This window comes from Paenibacillus sp. UNC217MF (assembly GCF_000686865.1).
Taxonomy (GTDB): Bacteria; Bacillota; Bacilli; order Paenibacillales; family Paenibacillaceae; genus Paenibacillus_B; species Paenibacillus_B suaedae.
Genome location: NZ_JMLT01000010.1, coordinates 130,349 through 144,459 on the forward strand (window position 1 = coordinate 130,349; position 14,111 = coordinate 144,459).

The 14,111-nt window shown below is 46.3% G+C and carries 19 protein-coding genes and 2 tRNA genes; 14 read left to right on the plus strand and 7 right to left on the minus strand.

Annotation, left to right across the window (positions count from 1 at the left end):
* The first annotated feature begins 18 nt into the window (after positions 1-18).
* From BP95_RS0107825 to BP95_RS32285, 4 genes are all read left to right on the plus strand, one after another.
* Entirely contained in the window at positions 19-675 is a 657-nt protein-coding gene (locus BP95_RS0107825) for a response regulator (protein WP_028531833.1), read from the plus strand.
* A gap of 124 nt (positions 676-799) precedes the next feature.
* Positions 800-876 (plus strand) — tRNA-Pro (locus BP95_RS0107830).
* Positions 877-926: 50 nt separating this feature from the next.
* A tRNA-Gly gene (locus BP95_RS0107835) sits at positions 927-1,000 on the plus strand.
* An 861-nt stretch (positions 1,001-1,861) separates the two neighbouring features.
* The gene (locus BP95_RS32285; protein WP_036666840.1) at positions 1,862-1,969 is read left to right on the plus strand and encodes a putative holin-like toxin; all 108 of its coding nucleotides are present in this window, start codon (positions 1,862-1,864) and stop codon (positions 1,967-1,969) included.
* A gap of 156 nt (positions 1,970-2,125) precedes the next feature.
* Here BP95_RS32285 and BP95_RS0107850 read toward each other — a convergent pair whose 3' ends face one another.
* Positions 2,126-2,347, minus strand: a complete 222-nt coding sequence (locus tag BP95_RS0107850; protein WP_021262039.1) for a helix-turn-helix domain-containing protein — start codon at positions 2,345-2,347, stop codon at positions 2,126-2,128.
* Between the two features lie 601 nt (positions 2,348-2,948).
* Here BP95_RS0107850 and BP95_RS0107855 point away from each other — a divergent pair.
* The gene (locus BP95_RS0107855; protein ID WP_028531835.1) at positions 2,949-3,197 is read left to right on the plus strand and encodes a hypothetical protein; all 249 of its coding nucleotides are present in this window, start codon (positions 2,949-2,951) and stop codon (positions 3,195-3,197) included.
* Positions 3,198-3,504: 307 nt separating this feature from the next.
* Here BP95_RS0107855 and BP95_RS34485 read toward each other — a convergent pair whose 3' ends face one another.
* The 5 genes from BP95_RS34485 to BP95_RS0107880 form a co-directional block, all read right to left on the minus strand.
* The gene (locus tag BP95_RS34485) at positions 3,505-3,582 is read right to left on the minus strand and encodes a putative holin-like toxin (RefSeq protein ID WP_227774339.1); all 78 of its coding nucleotides are present in this window, start codon (positions 3,580-3,582) and stop codon (positions 3,505-3,507) included.
* A 240-nt stretch (positions 3,583-3,822) separates the two neighbouring features.
* A complete protein-coding gene (locus BP95_RS0107865) occupies positions 3,823-4,062 on the minus strand; it encodes a DUF4318 domain-containing protein (RefSeq protein WP_081819830.1) in 240 nt (79 codons plus the stop codon).
* Positions 4,063-4,222: 160 nt separating this feature from the next.
* A complete protein-coding gene (locus BP95_RS0107870; RefSeq protein WP_028531837.1) occupies positions 4,223-5,173 on the minus strand; it encodes a GDP-mannose 4,6-dehydratase in 951 nt (316 codons plus the stop codon).
* 102 nt (positions 5,174-5,275) lie between these two features.
* A complete protein-coding gene (locus BP95_RS0107875) occupies positions 5,276-5,710 on the minus strand; it encodes an ImmA/IrrE family metallo-endopeptidase (protein ID WP_021254540.1) in 435 nt (144 codons plus the stop codon).
* Positions 5,711-5,749: 39 nt separating this feature from the next.
* A complete protein-coding gene (locus tag BP95_RS0107880; RefSeq protein ID WP_021254541.1) occupies positions 5,750-6,181 on the minus strand; it encodes a helix-turn-helix domain-containing protein in 432 nt (143 codons plus the stop codon).
* 273 nt (positions 6,182-6,454) lie between these two features.
* On the opposite strand from BP95_RS0107880, the gene BP95_RS0107885 reads away from it, so the two are divergent.
* The 6 genes from BP95_RS0107885 (at position 6,455) to BP95_RS0107910 (ending at position 10,047) form a co-directional block, all read left to right on the plus strand.
* A complete protein-coding gene (locus BP95_RS0107885; protein WP_028531838.1) occupies positions 6,455-6,877 on the plus strand; it encodes an ArpU family phage packaging/lysis transcriptional regulator in 423 nt (140 codons plus the stop codon).
* A 294-nt stretch (positions 6,878-7,171) separates the two neighbouring features.
* Complete coding sequence (locus tag BP95_RS0107890) at positions 7,172-7,594, plus strand: phage tail terminator family protein (protein ID WP_028531839.1); 423 nt, start codon at positions 7,172-7,174, stop codon at positions 7,592-7,594.
* Positions 7,587-7,799: a hypothetical protein gene (locus tag BP95_RS0107895; RefSeq protein ID WP_036666842.1), complete on the plus strand. Its 213-nt coding sequence runs from the start codon at positions 7,587-7,589 to the stop codon at positions 7,797-7,799. Before BP95_RS0107890 ends, BP95_RS0107895 begins: the two co-directional genes overlap by 8 nt.
* Positions 7,799-9,115: a phage tail sheath family protein gene (locus BP95_RS0107900; RefSeq protein WP_028531841.1), complete on the plus strand. Its 1,317-nt coding sequence runs from the start codon at positions 7,799-7,801 to the stop codon at positions 9,113-9,115. The genes BP95_RS0107895 and BP95_RS0107900 overlap by 1 nt, the downstream gene beginning before the upstream one ends.
* Position 9,116: 1 nt before the next feature.
* Complete coding sequence (locus BP95_RS0107905) at positions 9,117-9,578, plus strand: phage tail tube protein (protein ID WP_028531842.1); 462 nt, start codon at positions 9,117-9,119, stop codon at positions 9,576-9,578.
* 46 nt (positions 9,579-9,624) lie between these two features.
* Complete coding sequence (locus BP95_RS0107910; protein WP_021262028.1) at positions 9,625-10,047, plus strand: phage tail assembly chaperone; 423 nt, start codon at positions 9,625-9,627, stop codon at positions 10,045-10,047.
* Here BP95_RS0107910 and BP95_RS0107915 read toward each other — a convergent pair.
* On the minus strand, positions 10,044-10,250 hold the full coding sequence (locus tag BP95_RS0107915; RefSeq protein WP_028531843.1) for a hypothetical protein: 207 nt from the start codon (positions 10,248-10,250) through the stop codon (positions 10,044-10,046). The genes BP95_RS0107910 and BP95_RS0107915 overlap by 4 nt on opposite strands.
* A 111-nt stretch (positions 10,251-10,361) precedes the next feature.
* Here BP95_RS0107915 and BP95_RS0107920 point away from each other — a divergent pair, with 111 nt between their 5' ends.
* From BP95_RS0107920 to BP95_RS0107930, 3 genes are read left to right on the plus strand one after another with little or no spacing between them, the layout of a single operon-like run.
* Positions 10,362-12,425, plus strand: a complete 2,064-nt coding sequence (locus BP95_RS0107920) for a phage tail family protein (protein ID WP_155987211.1) — start codon at positions 10,362-10,364, stop codon at positions 12,423-12,425.
* Positions 12,422-13,105, plus strand: a complete 684-nt coding sequence (locus BP95_RS0107925; RefSeq protein ID WP_028531845.1) for a LysM peptidoglycan-binding domain-containing protein — start codon at positions 12,422-12,424, stop codon at positions 13,103-13,105. The genes BP95_RS0107920 and BP95_RS0107925 overlap by 4 nt, the downstream gene beginning before the upstream one ends.
* A 31-nt stretch (positions 13,106-13,136) precedes the next feature.
* Positions 13,137-14,111, plus strand: a complete 975-nt coding sequence (locus BP95_RS0107930) for an XkdQ/YqbQ family protein (protein WP_028531846.1) — start codon at positions 13,137-13,139, stop codon at positions 14,109-14,111.

Sequence of the window (14,111 nt, forward strand, 5' to 3'; positions counted from 1 at the left end):
GTGAATGCGGAACAGGGGATGGAGAAGCAGCATTGTTTTCGGGTGTTAATCGCCGACGATAATGCCCATGCGCGTGAGGGGATGCGGGATATTTTAGCGATTGATCCTGCATTCGTCGTTGTAGGTGAGGCTGTGAATGGAGAAGATGCACTTCGTATGACGGATCAAGTCATGCCGGATTTGATATTGATGGATATTTCCATGCCTATTATGGACGGATTGGAAGCTACCAAGCGGATCAAAGAGCAGTTCCCCTATGTGAAAATCGTAATGGTGACGGTGTCGGATGATATTACTCACTTGTTTGAGGCATTAAAAAAAGGGGCGCAGGGCTATTTGCTCAAAAATTTACAGCCTTCTGCATGGCATGAGTATTTACGTGCGATTGCCATTGATGAGGCGCCGATGTCGAAGGAACTGGCGTTTCGCTTATTGCAGGAGTTTTCCGTGAAGGGCGAGAGCAAGATTCCAACGTCAACTCCGTTGACGACTCGTGAGCGTGAAATTTTGGAGCGTGTAGCGAAGGGGGAATCGAACCGGGTCATTGCGGGACAGTTGTCCCTATCTGAGCATACCGTGAAGAATCATCTAAAAAACATTATGCAGAAGCTGCATTTGGAGAATCGTGTGCAGCTTACGCGATATGCATTGAAGCACGGCATTGTAGATAATTAGAACCCTATGATGATGGATCATTGATCGAAAATAATTATGATTCCGAAGGTGAAAAACGTATTGCGCAACAGAATGGGCTGTGCTATATTAATTCTTGTCACTTGATGTGACGTGCAATATATGTCGGGACGTAGCTCAGCTTGGTAGAGCACCTGGTTTGGGACCAGGGGGTCGCATGTTCAAATCGTGTCGTCCCGACCATCTTATTACACTCCTATCAGGTATTCTGGAACGAGTGTTTTTTCGTATATGCGGGTGTAGTTCAATGGTAGAACAGCGGCTTCCCAAGCCGCCGGCGTGGGTTCGATTCCCATCACCCGCTCCAAATGAAAAAAGTGCGCCGCAAGGCGCTTTTTTTATTTGGAGCGTAGAAAGGATGGGAAGAGAACCCCAGGGTTCGACCGTTCGTGAAGACATCGAGGGAAGTGAAAGAGTAGGACGAGCGTCAACATGAACAATAAACCACTGGAGCCGGAAGGCTCCATTTTTAAATCAGACATGTTGAGTACCGCGCTGCAATGCTTCTAAGAAATACGAATCAGCGCGAGCGTCCGGCATAACGAGAGCCACCACGAAAGTGTGGGAGAAGCAGCCGGAGTATTCCCATCACCCGCTCCATAACAAATGAAATGCGCCGAAAGGCGCTTTTTTTGTTATGGGGCGTAGAAAGGACGGGAAGCGAACCCCAGGGTTCGACCGTCCGTGAAGACATCGGGGAAATACAAGAGTAGGACGAGGGTCAACATGAACAATAAACCATTATTTTTACCCTGCGAATACGGAGGATTATCTGAACCAATTCGTAGACAAAGAAACGATTTCGAATTGGGCCAATCCAGCGATGTCTTTGGCTGTGAAGCAGCGATAGATCGATGTTCCCGCAGATAAGAGGATTAAATCTCGCGAGGCTGTCAAGCATAGAGAAGCTGCACGAATGGTGTCTCGGCTTTATTTGCAGCTTTGACCATACAGGCCGGATAAACAGCTTGCAGTGATCGCTTCCCGGTAGCTACTGGGGGAGGATCGCCAAGTTCATCCGTAAGCGGATGATTCCGCTCAACCTTGTTGAGTGTGCTCTGCAATGTTTTTAATAGTTTACGAAAGTGAGAAAAATAGGATATACTCGCCATACAATAGAATGGCTTTATGGGCGGTCGGCTAATCTCCCTGAAGGGAGGTGAAGCCTGTGAGTGTATATGAAGCACTATCCGTTATGTTTCAGTTCGGACTGTGGATATTGGCGTTGCTAACATTGATTGTAACGCTGCTAATATACTTGCACCAAAAGAAATAGACCGCCCTCAGCAAAAGGTATGCGGTCTATTTTAACGTAAACCTATAGCCACCGCCTTTGAAGCGGCTATTGTACAGAGTCGTGTTCCAGCACGACTCTTATTATTTATATGATATCATAGCGTTTTTTAAACGTCTATTTTAAGTTTAAAGGCGTTTATTCTTCAGCTTCTTCTTCGAATTGCAATATTAGGGATATATCTTTAATGTTCAAAGCATAAGCGATCTTTTCTAACATCTCCAGATTTACCTCTTGTCTTTTTGTACTACATAGCTTTGAAATTCTAGCTTGCGCAACACCTGATAGCTGAGCTAGTTCTGTCTGCGTGATTCCTTTTTCTTTCATAACTTCTTTAAGTTTGATTTTAATACGTAACATTGTCTAGATCCCCCTTGACAAATTATGACCATAAGCGTATATTTAATATGACTACAAGAGTATGTTTTGCTAAAGGCATATTGTTCGAATTCCCAAAAATAGAACTTTTTGCTAGCTTCTCATTGACAAAAAGGGGCGGATTATATATGCATGGCGCAATGACAGGTCAATTAACTTAATAGTCAAAATGAAACGAAACAGCAACCTTACTAGGTTTACAATCAATATAATTGGCTAAGTGACCTATCTATAGCAAAATTTAAGTGATGACACTCGTACTCAATCGTCAATAGATACCGTGAATCAACGATACCAAACAAGCACGTGAATTAGCAACCGTATAAGTAGTCTGAATGTAAGAATGGCCATTGCTGATGTTGTAGGCAAAATCTCTAAGAATAATGGAATTTCTGAACGAGATTTTCATAAGTAAACACCAATCGTAAATGCGGAAACTCGCAAGCTCTGATTCTAGCATGAACACCATGTATGGTGTCACACATTGCGCTGTAACGTTGGGAAACATCATGCCAAAGACAATATTGACTTATTAGGTTTCGAAGTTATTACGGTTACACACTAGCAAATGGTGCTCAGATTCATGATAGAGAAGGTGAGTGTGGCGTGGAACAGGCATGTTATCGAACTCGTACTCGATCTCGGATACGAAATCGTTTATCGGAATGGATATCTTATCGCGGAAGATTATCTAGTTATTATCGAGCACGGTATTATGTGGCTATACCATGTAAGCCAGAAGGACGACAGAGGATTTTACGTAAGCAATAAGGCTGGAATTTGGCTCGGGCAGTTAAAGGAAAAGAAGCAGCCGATGAGCCAGAACTCATAACGCGGGTCATTGACTTCATGCGAGATATGTCCTTTTACGACTTTTTGATTAAGCATCACGATTGGACAATGGACTATGATTTTCATTTCGTCGAAGCCGTGAGTTAATCTTATAAAAGAATTGTGACAAAAGGCACTTTATTTGCTCTGGAGTGAAAGGAGCATCATAAGAGCGCTTGAGGAATAAATTGTAATATGCTAATATAACAGGGGATCGTGCTGGAACACGATCCCCGTGACAACTACCGCTATAAGAGCGGGGGCGTTTAGGTAGGAAGTAACCTGCGGCTTGGAAAGAGGCGGACGGGTTACTTCTTTTTATGGAAGGACAGCATCAGGATAACAAATGTTCCGAATGACAGCATTAATGTCAATGCTTCATACATTGTCACGGCGCTCACCTCCTTGGAAGGAAATGATGGACCTTCTTTATGCGAGGATGGCGCCTCCTGCCCTTAAACCGTTTTCGTTGTCCTAGTGATTATACCATATTTTACTATATGAAAAGAGTCTGTTAGAGGCTCTTTTTCTTTTTTTACTAATTGTAATTGCTACCCAAAAGCGGCGATCTCGGCAAAAAAGAGGATCGCCGCAATTTCAACGCTCTATGTACGTATTTCTTGCATTTATACTTCTTTGAAATGAAGGACAAATCCGGGTCTTCCGGCATTCTCAACGTGGCATTTATAGACGACACCATCAATGGAAACAACGGCAGGTCGATCATATTCAATAAACTTGTAGTTGACTTTCTCTTGTACGCAATAACGCTCAATTTCATCTAAAAACTGCTGCTTGTTTTGTGGAAGTTGATCGAGCTCAACCGAAAAGCCTTTCTTCATTAGCTTCTTCCAAACATTCTTCATGATGCTTGTCCTCCTCTGCATAAATAGATGATTCCTTTCCTTATCCTCTATTCTACCATATTCATCCGTTCCATATGGATCGAAGAGAAAGAATATGCGACCGACCTCAGTGGACGGATGAAGCGGTCGCATCGGCTTATGGCGGGGGCTTGCAACTAGTCTATATGCGCTCGCGCCAGTAGTTCAGCAAGTCTTCGAGGGTATGATCGAGAGGAATTTCTGGCTTCCAGCCTGTATGTTCTGTAAATTTCGAATGATCGCCAAGCAGAATTTCGACGTCGGATGGACGCATGCGGCTCGGATCTGGCACAATGTCGATCGTAATATTGGATTTAGCCAGCAGCATATCGAGCATTTCTCGAATCGTGACGCAAGAGCCGGATGCAATATTATAGCAGTCTCCAGCTTCTGCACGCTCCAGCGCGAGCCAATAAGCACGGACAATATCGCGTACGTCGGTAAAATCGCGCTTCGCTTCCAAATTGCCCACATGGACAGTAGGTGGACGAACACCCTTTTCAATTTCGGCAATCTGCTTCGCGAAGTTGGACGTAACGAATTGTTCACCGCGGCGAGGCCCCGTATGGTTGAAGGTTCTCGTCCGGATGACATGGAGACCGTAGCTCTTATGATATTGATAGCCAAGGTAGTCTTGAGCTGCTTTGCTCACTGCATATGGACTTAACGGACGGAGGGGGTTTTCTTCACGTATCGGAGTTTCGTACGGCTCTACATGACCGTATTCCTCACTGGAGCAGGCAATTTGAATTTTACAATCCAGATCAATGCGTCTTACCGCTTCGAAGATATTCAATTGACCCGCAACGTTGTTGTAGATTGTATCTGCTGGCGAGTTCCAGGAAGTAGGGACGAAGCTCTGAGCAGCCAGATGAAAAATAAGATCCGGCTTCTCATTTGTAATGAGCGTTTCTACAGAGAATGCATCGCGGAGCTCACATTCTGCCAGATGAATATCGGGCAGAATGTGGCGAATGTGTTCTAGGCGGCTGCGATTGCGAATCGTGCCGATTACCTCTACATTTTTGTCCAGCAAAAATTCCGCCATATGACTTCCTACGAATCCGGAGATCCCGGTGACAAGTGCCTTCATGTAACTGATCTCACCTCTCAGGTTGATAACATACACCCATAGTTCGGCATTACCCTATACTATGTGGAGTAGGCTGAAATTGGTGACGGCATTCGTACCGATTTATTCTTGCTCCGAATCTGTAGGAAGGAACCTAGCTAGTTCAGCTGGAATATCATTGCGCGCACAGTACATTTCCCGGGTTTCCCCAAGTAAGCACTCTTGATCATGCAGCAGCAGAAGCAGAGCGAACTGATTGGCTTGGCGCTCGAACTTGCCAACATGGAACAACGTATGCTGTTCGGTAAAAAAATGCCCGATGCCTTTATGTAGTCTGTCATGGGCGAGCTCGTGAGCGCACACGAATCGCTGCCATTCGAACGGCAATTCCGAATTAATAACAATATAGCGTCGTCGGAGCTTATGGAAATAGAGGCCGCGCGTTGATTTCCCAAGATCAGCTGTTCTAACTTGAATGTTCAAATATTGCGCAAGCTGAAAAGGACAGTTCGTTTTATATTTTCGAATTAATGATCGTACAATCTTCTCTACATCCATGAGATGCACCTCGCGGATAGGTTAGTCATTGAGCTATGTTCAGCTCCGGGGCTTGCGCTTATTGCGCTTCTTCGCATCCCAGAACAAGGCCTCTAACACTTGAAGCACCCGTTCACGGTCTTCCTCCTCGATGGGAACGCCATCGAACATAATTTCTGAATCTTCCTCCAGCAACTGGCGAAAATCCTTCTTATCTCTCCATGTGGCCCACTCAGGAATAGAATCAGATGAAGTTAAGGCCAGCGGCATCGAATTATCGATACGGCCCAGCAAGTAATCGCTCGATGTATGCAGCAGATCGGCAAGTCTGCCGATGATATCGCTCGGCGGCGTCGTGCGTCCTGCTTCGTAGTTGGCTATATTGGCGCGTTTCATACCGAGCGCGTGGGCAACATCGTCTTGCGATAAGCCTTGCTTGAGCCGCAGCTCCTTAATACGGGAACCTACAAGTTCTTTGTTCGTTACGGACATGGCTACCACCCTTATTTTACATATGTTCATAAATTCAAGATTGACGTTCATTTTATGAGCATGGTATGCTTGCAGTGTATCACACAGGAACAGGTGTTCGCAATAATTATCAGTGAGTTGTTTAGAATGAACAGCATCATTCTATAATGTTGTTTTGCACAACACAAGGCCAAGTTTAGTAGAACAGTTCTTTTTTTTATTTTATGTTATTTTAAATAACTATATTTCATAATTGTATTACTATTAATAACTTTTATATGAGGAGCGATGAGGATGTTGGCAACGGTAAATCGGTCGGCTACGCGAAAAATGGTGGAGCAGTATTTATCTATGGCTCGTTTGTACAAAAGAACAGGCATCGTACGAAAAGAGATGAAAATGACGACTTCCTATGAACCGAGGTTCCACGGTGCAACGAATCAGGTAGGCAAGCCAGTAGAAGAGATTGCCCTGCACAATGTGGATAAGGAAGCATACATGAAAATGGTACACGACAATGTCATGAAGGCGGTCGCACATCTAGGCGACATGGAGCGCGAATTAATAGAGAACTGTTATCTCAATCCACATGTACAGAAGCCAGATTATCTGCTTTGCTTTGACTTGAATGTAAGTGAGCGTACATTTCGCAGAATTAAAGCACGGGCAATTACCGAGCTGGCATTTATGCTTGGAATCGAAGTATTCGAGGATTGATGTAAGACGAGTTTCATAATTCTTTGCTCTGCATGTTAATCAAGAATAACTGAGCAACTCAGAAATAGAATGTCGTGTCTTGCAAGGATAAGGACTAGGATGTATTGCATGATGAGATCGCAGTGACCTCCCGCTGGCCGGATGGTGGCACACTGGTGGACGGGACAAGGTGCTAAGATGATAGTGTGAGGTTGTGGGCATGGGGGCAGGACAACCTTGCAGGGAGGAAGGGAGAACCGTTTGCGGCGAAGCTGTATAACGGTTTTTTTGTACCGCAGGACAGGAGGTGAAGGCTTGCGAAGCAGCGAGATTCGGCAGGGGGTGATGAGTCGGGTGCGGGAACGTTACCCAGACATCCCGGTGTTGGAGTCAGAAGAACGAACGAATGAGTTAGCGCCCTGCTTGGTCGTGAAGCTCGTTCGAGGGGAACGGACTCGTGCAGGCGAAGGCCGCTATCAAGCGAGAACAGCCATCGAGGTCGAGTATTATCCCGATGCGCAGGCTGCTTCCGTTCATGATGTTGCGGATGCGCTGTATGATGCGTTGGAACTGATTGAAGCAGGCGGCAGTTTATGCAGGGGGACAGGCTGGAAGCATGAGATCGTGGAACGCAAGCTGCGGTTCCAAGTGCAGTATGAGTACATGCTGACACGTTTCCGAGAGGAATCGAGCAAGATGAATGCCATGAAGCAGGAGGGACGCATTCGAGATGTCTAATGCAAACAAGCAGGACAAGCGTAATGTGGAACATGCCGAGGTTGCGGGCGAATTCGCGTTTGCGAAGGAGCAGTGGCTGAAAGCAACATGCTGGAGTGCAGGCGAGCGAGACATGCTGCATGCGCTTCTGAGCAGCAACGAGCAGTACACGAAGGCGCAGATCGATGCGCTGCTACACCAATTTCAAATTCAGGAGGTAAAGTAATGGCTGGAGGAACATGGACGACGCAGAACAAGGTAAGACCAGGCGTATATGTACGCTTTCAAGGAGAGGCTGCTCCATCGGGAGCGGTTGGCGAGCGTGGGATTGTGGCACTGCCGCTGAAGCTGAGCTGGGGGCCAGCGAAAAAGGTGCTGGAATTGAACGCAGGGGAGCCGGTATTCGAGCAGCTAGGCTACGAGTTGACGGATGAGGCACTGCTGTTGGTGCGCGAGGCGTTCAAGCGCGCGAAGAAGGTGCTGTTGTATCGATTGAATGAAGGTGCGAAGGCGGCTGCAACTCACAAACAATTGAAGGTAAAAGCACGTTTTGGCGGTGTTCGCGGAAATGATATTCAGCTCGTCGTACAGACCAATGTGAATGACAATACCAAGGTAGATGTAATTACGAAGGTTGGCGGACGTACCGTGGACAACCAGACGGTGAATCTGGCTGAACAGCTGATTGCAAATGCGTGGGTTGAATTTGAAGGTACAGGGGCGATTGAAGCAAATGCTGGTCTGCCGCTTACTGGTGGAGATGACGGCAATGTGGTGAATGCGGATCATGTATCTTTCCACGAAGCAATTGCCGTTCATGATTTCCATACGGTTGCGCTTCCTTCCACTGATGCAGCGCTATGCTCCGTTTATGCGATGTTCGTGAAGCGTATGCGTGAAGAAGAAGGCAAGAAGATTCAGGCTGTTATGGCTCAATATCCAACTGCGAATAACGAAGGCATCATTAGCGTCAAAAATGGCGTGAAGCTGGCAGACGGCACAGTGTTGAATGCTGCTCAAGCAACAGTATGGGTAGCTGCGGCAACAGCATCGGCAGCGATGAATGAGTCGTTGACGTATTCTGCTTATGAAGATGCGGTCGATGCTGATATTCGTATGACGAATACGCAGGTGGAAGAAGCTCTGCGCAAAGGTGAATTCGTGTTCGTGCATCATCTTGGCCATGCTGTGGTAGAGCAGGATATCAATACATTGACGTCCTATACGCCGGACAAGGGGCAGCCGTTCTCCAAAAACCGCGTTATTCGCGTGTTGGACGGCATTGCTAACGACATGAAGCGTATTTTCGAAACAGCGTATGTCGGCAAAACGAACAACAATGAAGAAGGACGTCAATTGTTCCGTGCAGAGTGTATCGCGTATTTGGATCAGCTTGAGCGCTTGAATGCAATTCAGCCGTTCGATGCCCAGACGGATGTGCTTGTTGCAAAGGGCGAGGCTTCGGACAGTATCGTCATTCAATTGAATGTGCAGCCGGTCGATGCAGTAGAGAAAATTTACATGAAAGTGAAGGTGAAGTAAGATGGGTTTCTTACAAGCGAAGGATACGATTTCGGGACGTGAAGGTACAGCTTTTGCACAAATTAATGGTCAAAATGAAGAGATGTTCTATATTAAAACGCTGGAAGCGAAAATAGAAAAACAAAAAGCAGAAATTAAAACACTTGGCAGCCGTGCCACACAGCATAAAACCTCCGGCTGGTCGGGAACAGGCAGCATGACGATTTACTATATGACGCCATTATTCCGTAAGATGATGCTTGATTATATTAAGACTGGCAAGGATACGAACTTTACGATTAATGTGACAAACTCAGATCCTACTTCTTCAGTAGGCACGCAGACGATCATGTTGAAGAACGTGAACCTGAACAGTGTCGTTATGGCGAAGCTGGATACAGAGAGCGATGTTTTGGAAGAAGAATTGGAGTTTACATTTGACGACGTTGACATTTTAAGCAACTTTAATGCACCTAAAATGTAATTTTAAATAACATACCTACCATTCAAGATGAGGAGAGCGATTGAAGATGACTACATTAAGCTATTTCTTTGCCCAAAATGCGGAACCAAATACGGAGATGCCATTCATTGTGTCCCCGCGCTTCAAGGATGACAAGGGGGAGCCGGTTGCATGGACGCTGCGCAGTATGAGCGAAGTGGAAAACGAGCAGTGCCGCAAGTCGGCCACAAAACAGGTGAAGGGCAAGGGCGGAGTTGTTACGCCAGAAATCGACTTCAATGAATATACCGCGAAGCTGATTGTGGCAAGTGTTGTGTATCCAGACTTGAAAAATGCAGAGCTTCAGCAGTCTTACGGCGTTATGGGCGCGGAGGCGCTCCTGCGCAAGATGCTCCTGCCGGGTGAATATACGGGGCTGCTGCAGCAGGTGCAGACGCTGAACGGTTTCAATCAGGATATGAACGAGCTTGTCAATGACGTAAAAAACTAATTAACGAGGGCGATGGCGAAGCGAACTATGCCTATTACGCCCTCCATAAGCTTCGCATCCTGCCGCATGAGCTGCTTGCGCTCCCGGTTCGCGAACGTGCCGCCGTCTACGCGATGATCGACATCCGTGTAGAAGAGGAGCGCAAGGCACAGCGTAGTATGCGCAAGAAGCGGTAATGTAGGCTTTGAAACAACCGCGAACATTAGAGCAGCGATTTCACAGTCGGCATGGCAATGGCAGCTCCGCTGGGGCAGTTTAGGTGCAGATGGGGAATCGCTCTCTTCATCTTGCGGACAGGAGGAGGGAAGAGAAGTATGACTACGATGGCATTGCAGAGGCAGTTGCAGTTTCAAATGCCTCAGTTAACGATGGAGCCACTCGTGAGGGTATTTGAACAAGTCAAGTCGAAAGTCCAGAAAGACATGGAAGATGCTATGAACTTGGCCGGCAGCATGTGGCGGAAGACGACTGAGACGGTAGGGCTTGCCAGCAATGCATGGCGCAAATCAACAGATGCTATGAACCGATTCATAACGGGCATCTATTTGCGTACCATGAAAGCTGAAGCTTCGACGCTTAAGTTTCCATTTCAGTTCAACTGGAAAGGGATTCCGCTCCTGTCGAAAGTATTCGATTCTTTACGGAACAGATTAGTCGAAACCGTTAAAGGGATTGGCGAGAAGATAAAAACAAGTTATGGCACTCTCAGTTCAAAATTGTTCGAAGTCGGAAAGTCAATTGGAATGACGGCGATAAAGGGAGCTGCGGAATCGGAAGACATGCGAGCCAAGTACGGCGTTAAGTACGGGGGAGCTCAGAAAAGCGCCGAAGTGTTCGGAGCGTTGCGAGGACAAGCGCTGCGAAATGGAACGGATGTCTCCAAATCGCTGCAATCTGGCCTTGAACTATCCTCTATTTCCAAAAATACGGGTGACATCCTGAAAATGAATGAAATGGTGCAGCGCTTATCCGCCTTTCAAGAAAATGGGGGGAACCCGGCAGAAACTGCTGGACTGATGAAGGATGCCTATTTTGGCGATAGTGCAGGCTTGCTTAAACAGTTAAACATGCCAGTTGGTGCTCCAGAGCAAGAAAAACTAGAGTCGTTCTCGAAGACTGGGGATTTAAGTGGGTTTATGCAAGCCTTTGATTCTCTAATGACCAAGGCAAACATGAGCCAAGCATCGTTGGACATGCTCATGGACAGTCCGATACAGAAATGGGAAGCAGCAGTCAACCGTTTCAATGGCATGCTGGCAGCTGCTGGGGAATCCGCGCTGCAAATTTTTGCACCCGTTCTGGATTTGTTGAATCAAGCTTTTGAAGAAGGAAAATTTGATCCGTTCTTTGCGAGTATCCAGACGGGGATGATGATGCTGGCCGAAGCAGCGTCTGCCGCAGCGAATTTTCTCGTAGAAAATTGGAATCTCGTCCAAAATGCATTGATTGTACTCGGTGCGATTGCAGCATTAACTGCTGCGGCTTGGCTCTTTCAGTGGATTGTTGCGGCTTGGCCGCTATTTGCGATTGTTGGCGTTATCGTTCTTATATTGACTGCGCTCAATCAATTAGGGGTATCAACGGATACGATTGTTGGGAGTGTTATAGGGCTGTTCTCATCATTATTCACATTTATTCGCAACTCTGTAGCCACAATATGGAACTTGATGGTGTCATTTGCTGAGTTTTTTGTCAATCTCTTTATTGATCCTTTCTATGCCATTGAGAAGCTAATCTATGATATTGGAAAGACCATCGTCGACTTTATCGGAAGCACAGTCAACTCGTTAGCAGATGGAGTCAATTGGATTATTGGTAAAGTTAATGCTCTCACCGGCTCCGAATTCAAAATGGTCGGCAAATGGGGCTACGAGAAGATCATAGAGGGGATGAAGGAGCCGAAGAGCGACAAGGATGTCGTGAATTTAGATCCTTTGCGAATCAAGCCAGAGGATATGACGGCTGCTTTTGACAAGGGAAAAGAAACGTATGAGAAAAATAAAGACTTTACGAAGAACTTCATGCCTGATACATCCAAATTCAAGCCAGGAGGAAAAACGGATCCGTGGAGTGGAAATGGTGGAACTGTGCCCGGTACCGGTTCAGGGACAATGCCTCCAATGAACATCCCGAAAGTAGGCGAGGTAGGTAAAGTCGGAGCCATCGACAATAAAGTTGAAATTACAGACGAGAACATTGAGATGATGCGCGACTTGGCGGAAATGGACGCCATCCAGAACTTCGTATCTTTGACCCCGACAGTACAGGTGAATACCGGCGATATCCATCAAGGCTTCGATATGGACACATTAATCAATCGCATCGAGAAAAAGCTGGAGGAAGAATTTGTTTCAACGGCGGAAGGGGTGTACGGATGAGTGGATACCATATCTATTTGAGCTTCAACAACCAAGAGAAGGTCATTGAGCTGCCTGTAAATCCGTCTCAACTGGAAATCAGCGAAGCGGGGAACTTGCAGTCCTTCGATATTGTCGGTATCGGGGAAGTCGTGAGCATCCATACGCCGAAGCTGGCCGATATTCAATTCAGCAGCCTATTTCCGCTCCATTATGGGCCATATGTGCATATTCCGCCTGAGAAGCTGCTGCTGCCTAGTGATTATATCATTCAACTGCGTGAATGGATGGAGACGAAGCGTCCGATTCGTTTCGTCCTTACGACGCCGACCTTCCATATGAATCTAGCAATGGCCATTGATAAATTCACTTGGCGTGAAGTTGCCGGCAGTGTGGGGGATTTGGAGTACGACATTTCCTTGAAGCTGTATAAATTTTATGCAGCCAAAAAGGTGAAGCTGGATGGGAAGCTGACAAGTGCGACTAATGTGCCAAAAACGTCGCAGCCGCGTCCGGATGAGCGTAAAGGAACAAGCGAGTATATGACGCAGCCGGGGGATAAGCTGAGTTTGCTTGCACAAAAGTTTTTCAACGATACCAGAAAGGCAATCGACATTCAAAGACTGAACGGCATCTCAGCAGATGAGGCTCTGCATGAACTGGAACCGAATCGTATTCTGCGACTTCCTCGAAAGCAATGAGACACAGCGACGTAGGAGGTGAATATTTGAAATGAACAGGTTGGAAGTGTTGGTCGATAATCGCAATGGCAATGCGTGGGACATGTCACAGCTTATCTCGAGTATGACATGGTCGACCTCCCGTGTTGGCAAGCCTGCCAGCATATCGATTTCCTTTAGTAAGGGAGCCATATTTCAGGACAGCTTTACCATCAATAATGGTGATATTATCCGAGTGCAAGAAGATGGAGTGCCTGTGTTTTACGGCTATGTGTTCAGCATAGAGACGGATGAGAGCAATACTGTAAAGCTGACTGCTTATGATCAGATGCGCTATTTAATGGTGAACGACTGGTGCATGCTTAAAAACGTGACCGCTACTGAAATCATTCGATATATTGCCAAAAAATTCGATATCAAGCTTGGAGAGTTAGTAGATACGAAGTATAAGATCCCAACTTTTATGGAGGACAACAAGAAGCTCTTGGATATGATGTTCCGCGCGCTTGATTTCACCCTAAACTCTACCAAAATCATCTATGTGCTGTATGACGACTTCGGCAAACTTACGCTGCGGGAAGCGAAAAGTTGGATGCCGGATTACGGGATTGGCGAAGAGAGTCAGATGACGAGCATATCCTATAAGGCCAGCATAGATGATGGGACGTATAACTATATCAAAATGTATCGGGACAATCCGGAAAAAGGTGTACGTGAAACTTTTATATCAAAAGATAGTAACAATATGGCGAAATGGGGACATCTGCAGCTGTACAAAAAGATAGATGACAAGATGAATCAGGCTCAAATCCAACAGCTTGGAGATAACTTGCTGAAGCTCCATAACCATGAGAAAAAAACTTTAAAAGTGAACGCTGTAGGGGATGTGCGCATTCGAGCCGGAATGAACATCCCTATTTTTGCGCCTGAACAGAATGTGAATCTGCGAAACAAGCTCATTGAGGAGTGCTCCCAGGAGTGGAGCGGTTCAGGGCATACGATGTCATTAACGTTGAAGGAGATTTAG

Coding starts and splice junctions, on each gene's coding strand:
- BP95_RS0107825 (WP_028531833.1), top strand. CDS start 19: ATGGAGAAGCAGCATTGTTTTCGGGTGTTAATCGCCGACGATAATGCC.
- BP95_RS0107850 (WP_021262039.1), bottom strand. CDS start 2,347: ATGTTACGTATTAAAATCAAACTTAAAGAAGTTATGAAAGAAAAAGGA.
- BP95_RS0107855 (WP_028531835.1), top strand. CDS start 2,949: ATGATAGAGAAGGTGAGTGTGGCGTGGAACAGGCATGTTATCGAACTC.
- BP95_RS34485 (WP_227774339.1), bottom strand. CDS start 3,582: ATGTATGAAGCATTGACATTAATGCTGTCATTCGGAACATTTGTTATC.
- BP95_RS0107865 (WP_081819830.1), bottom strand. CDS start 4,062: ATGAAGAATGTTTGGAAGAAGCTAATGAAGAAAGGCTTTTCGGTTGAG.
- BP95_RS0107870 (WP_028531837.1), bottom strand. CDS start 5,173: ATGAAGGCACTTGTCACCGGGATCTCCGGATTCGTAGGAAGTCATATG.
- BP95_RS0107875 (WP_021254540.1), bottom strand. CDS start 5,710: ATGGATGTAGAGAAGATTGTACGATCATTAATTCGAAAATATAAAACG.
- BP95_RS0107880 (WP_021254541.1), bottom strand. CDS start 6,181: ATGTCCGTAACGAACAAAGAACTTGTAGGTTCCCGTATTAAGGAGCTG.
- BP95_RS0107885 (WP_028531838.1), top strand. CDS start 6,455: ATGTTGGCAACGGTAAATCGGTCGGCTACGCGAAAAATGGTGGAGCAG.
- BP95_RS0107895 (WP_036666842.1), top strand. CDS start 7,587: ATGTCTAATGCAAACAAGCAGGACAAGCGTAATGTGGAACATGCCGAG.
- BP95_RS0107900 (WP_028531841.1), top strand. CDS start 7,799: ATGGCTGGAGGAACATGGACGACGCAGAACAAGGTAAGACCAGGCGTA.
- BP95_RS0107905 (WP_028531842.1), top strand. CDS start 9,117: ATGGGTTTCTTACAAGCGAAGGATACGATTTCGGGACGTGAAGGTACA.
- BP95_RS0107910 (WP_021262028.1), top strand. CDS start 9,625: ATGACTACATTAAGCTATTTCTTTGCCCAAAATGCGGAACCAAATACG.
- BP95_RS0107915 (WP_028531843.1), bottom strand. CDS start 10,250: ATGTTCGCGGTTGTTTCAAAGCCTACATTACCGCTTCTTGCGCATACT.
- BP95_RS0107920 (WP_155987211.1), top strand. CDS start 10,362: ATGACTACGATGGCATTGCAGAGGCAGTTGCAGTTTCAAATGCCTCAG.
- BP95_RS0107925 (WP_028531845.1), top strand. CDS start 12,422: ATGAGTGGATACCATATCTATTTGAGCTTCAACAACCAAGAGAAGGTC.
- BP95_RS0107930 (WP_028531846.1), top strand. CDS start 13,137: ATGAACAGGTTGGAAGTGTTGGTCGATAATCGCAATGGCAATGCGTGG.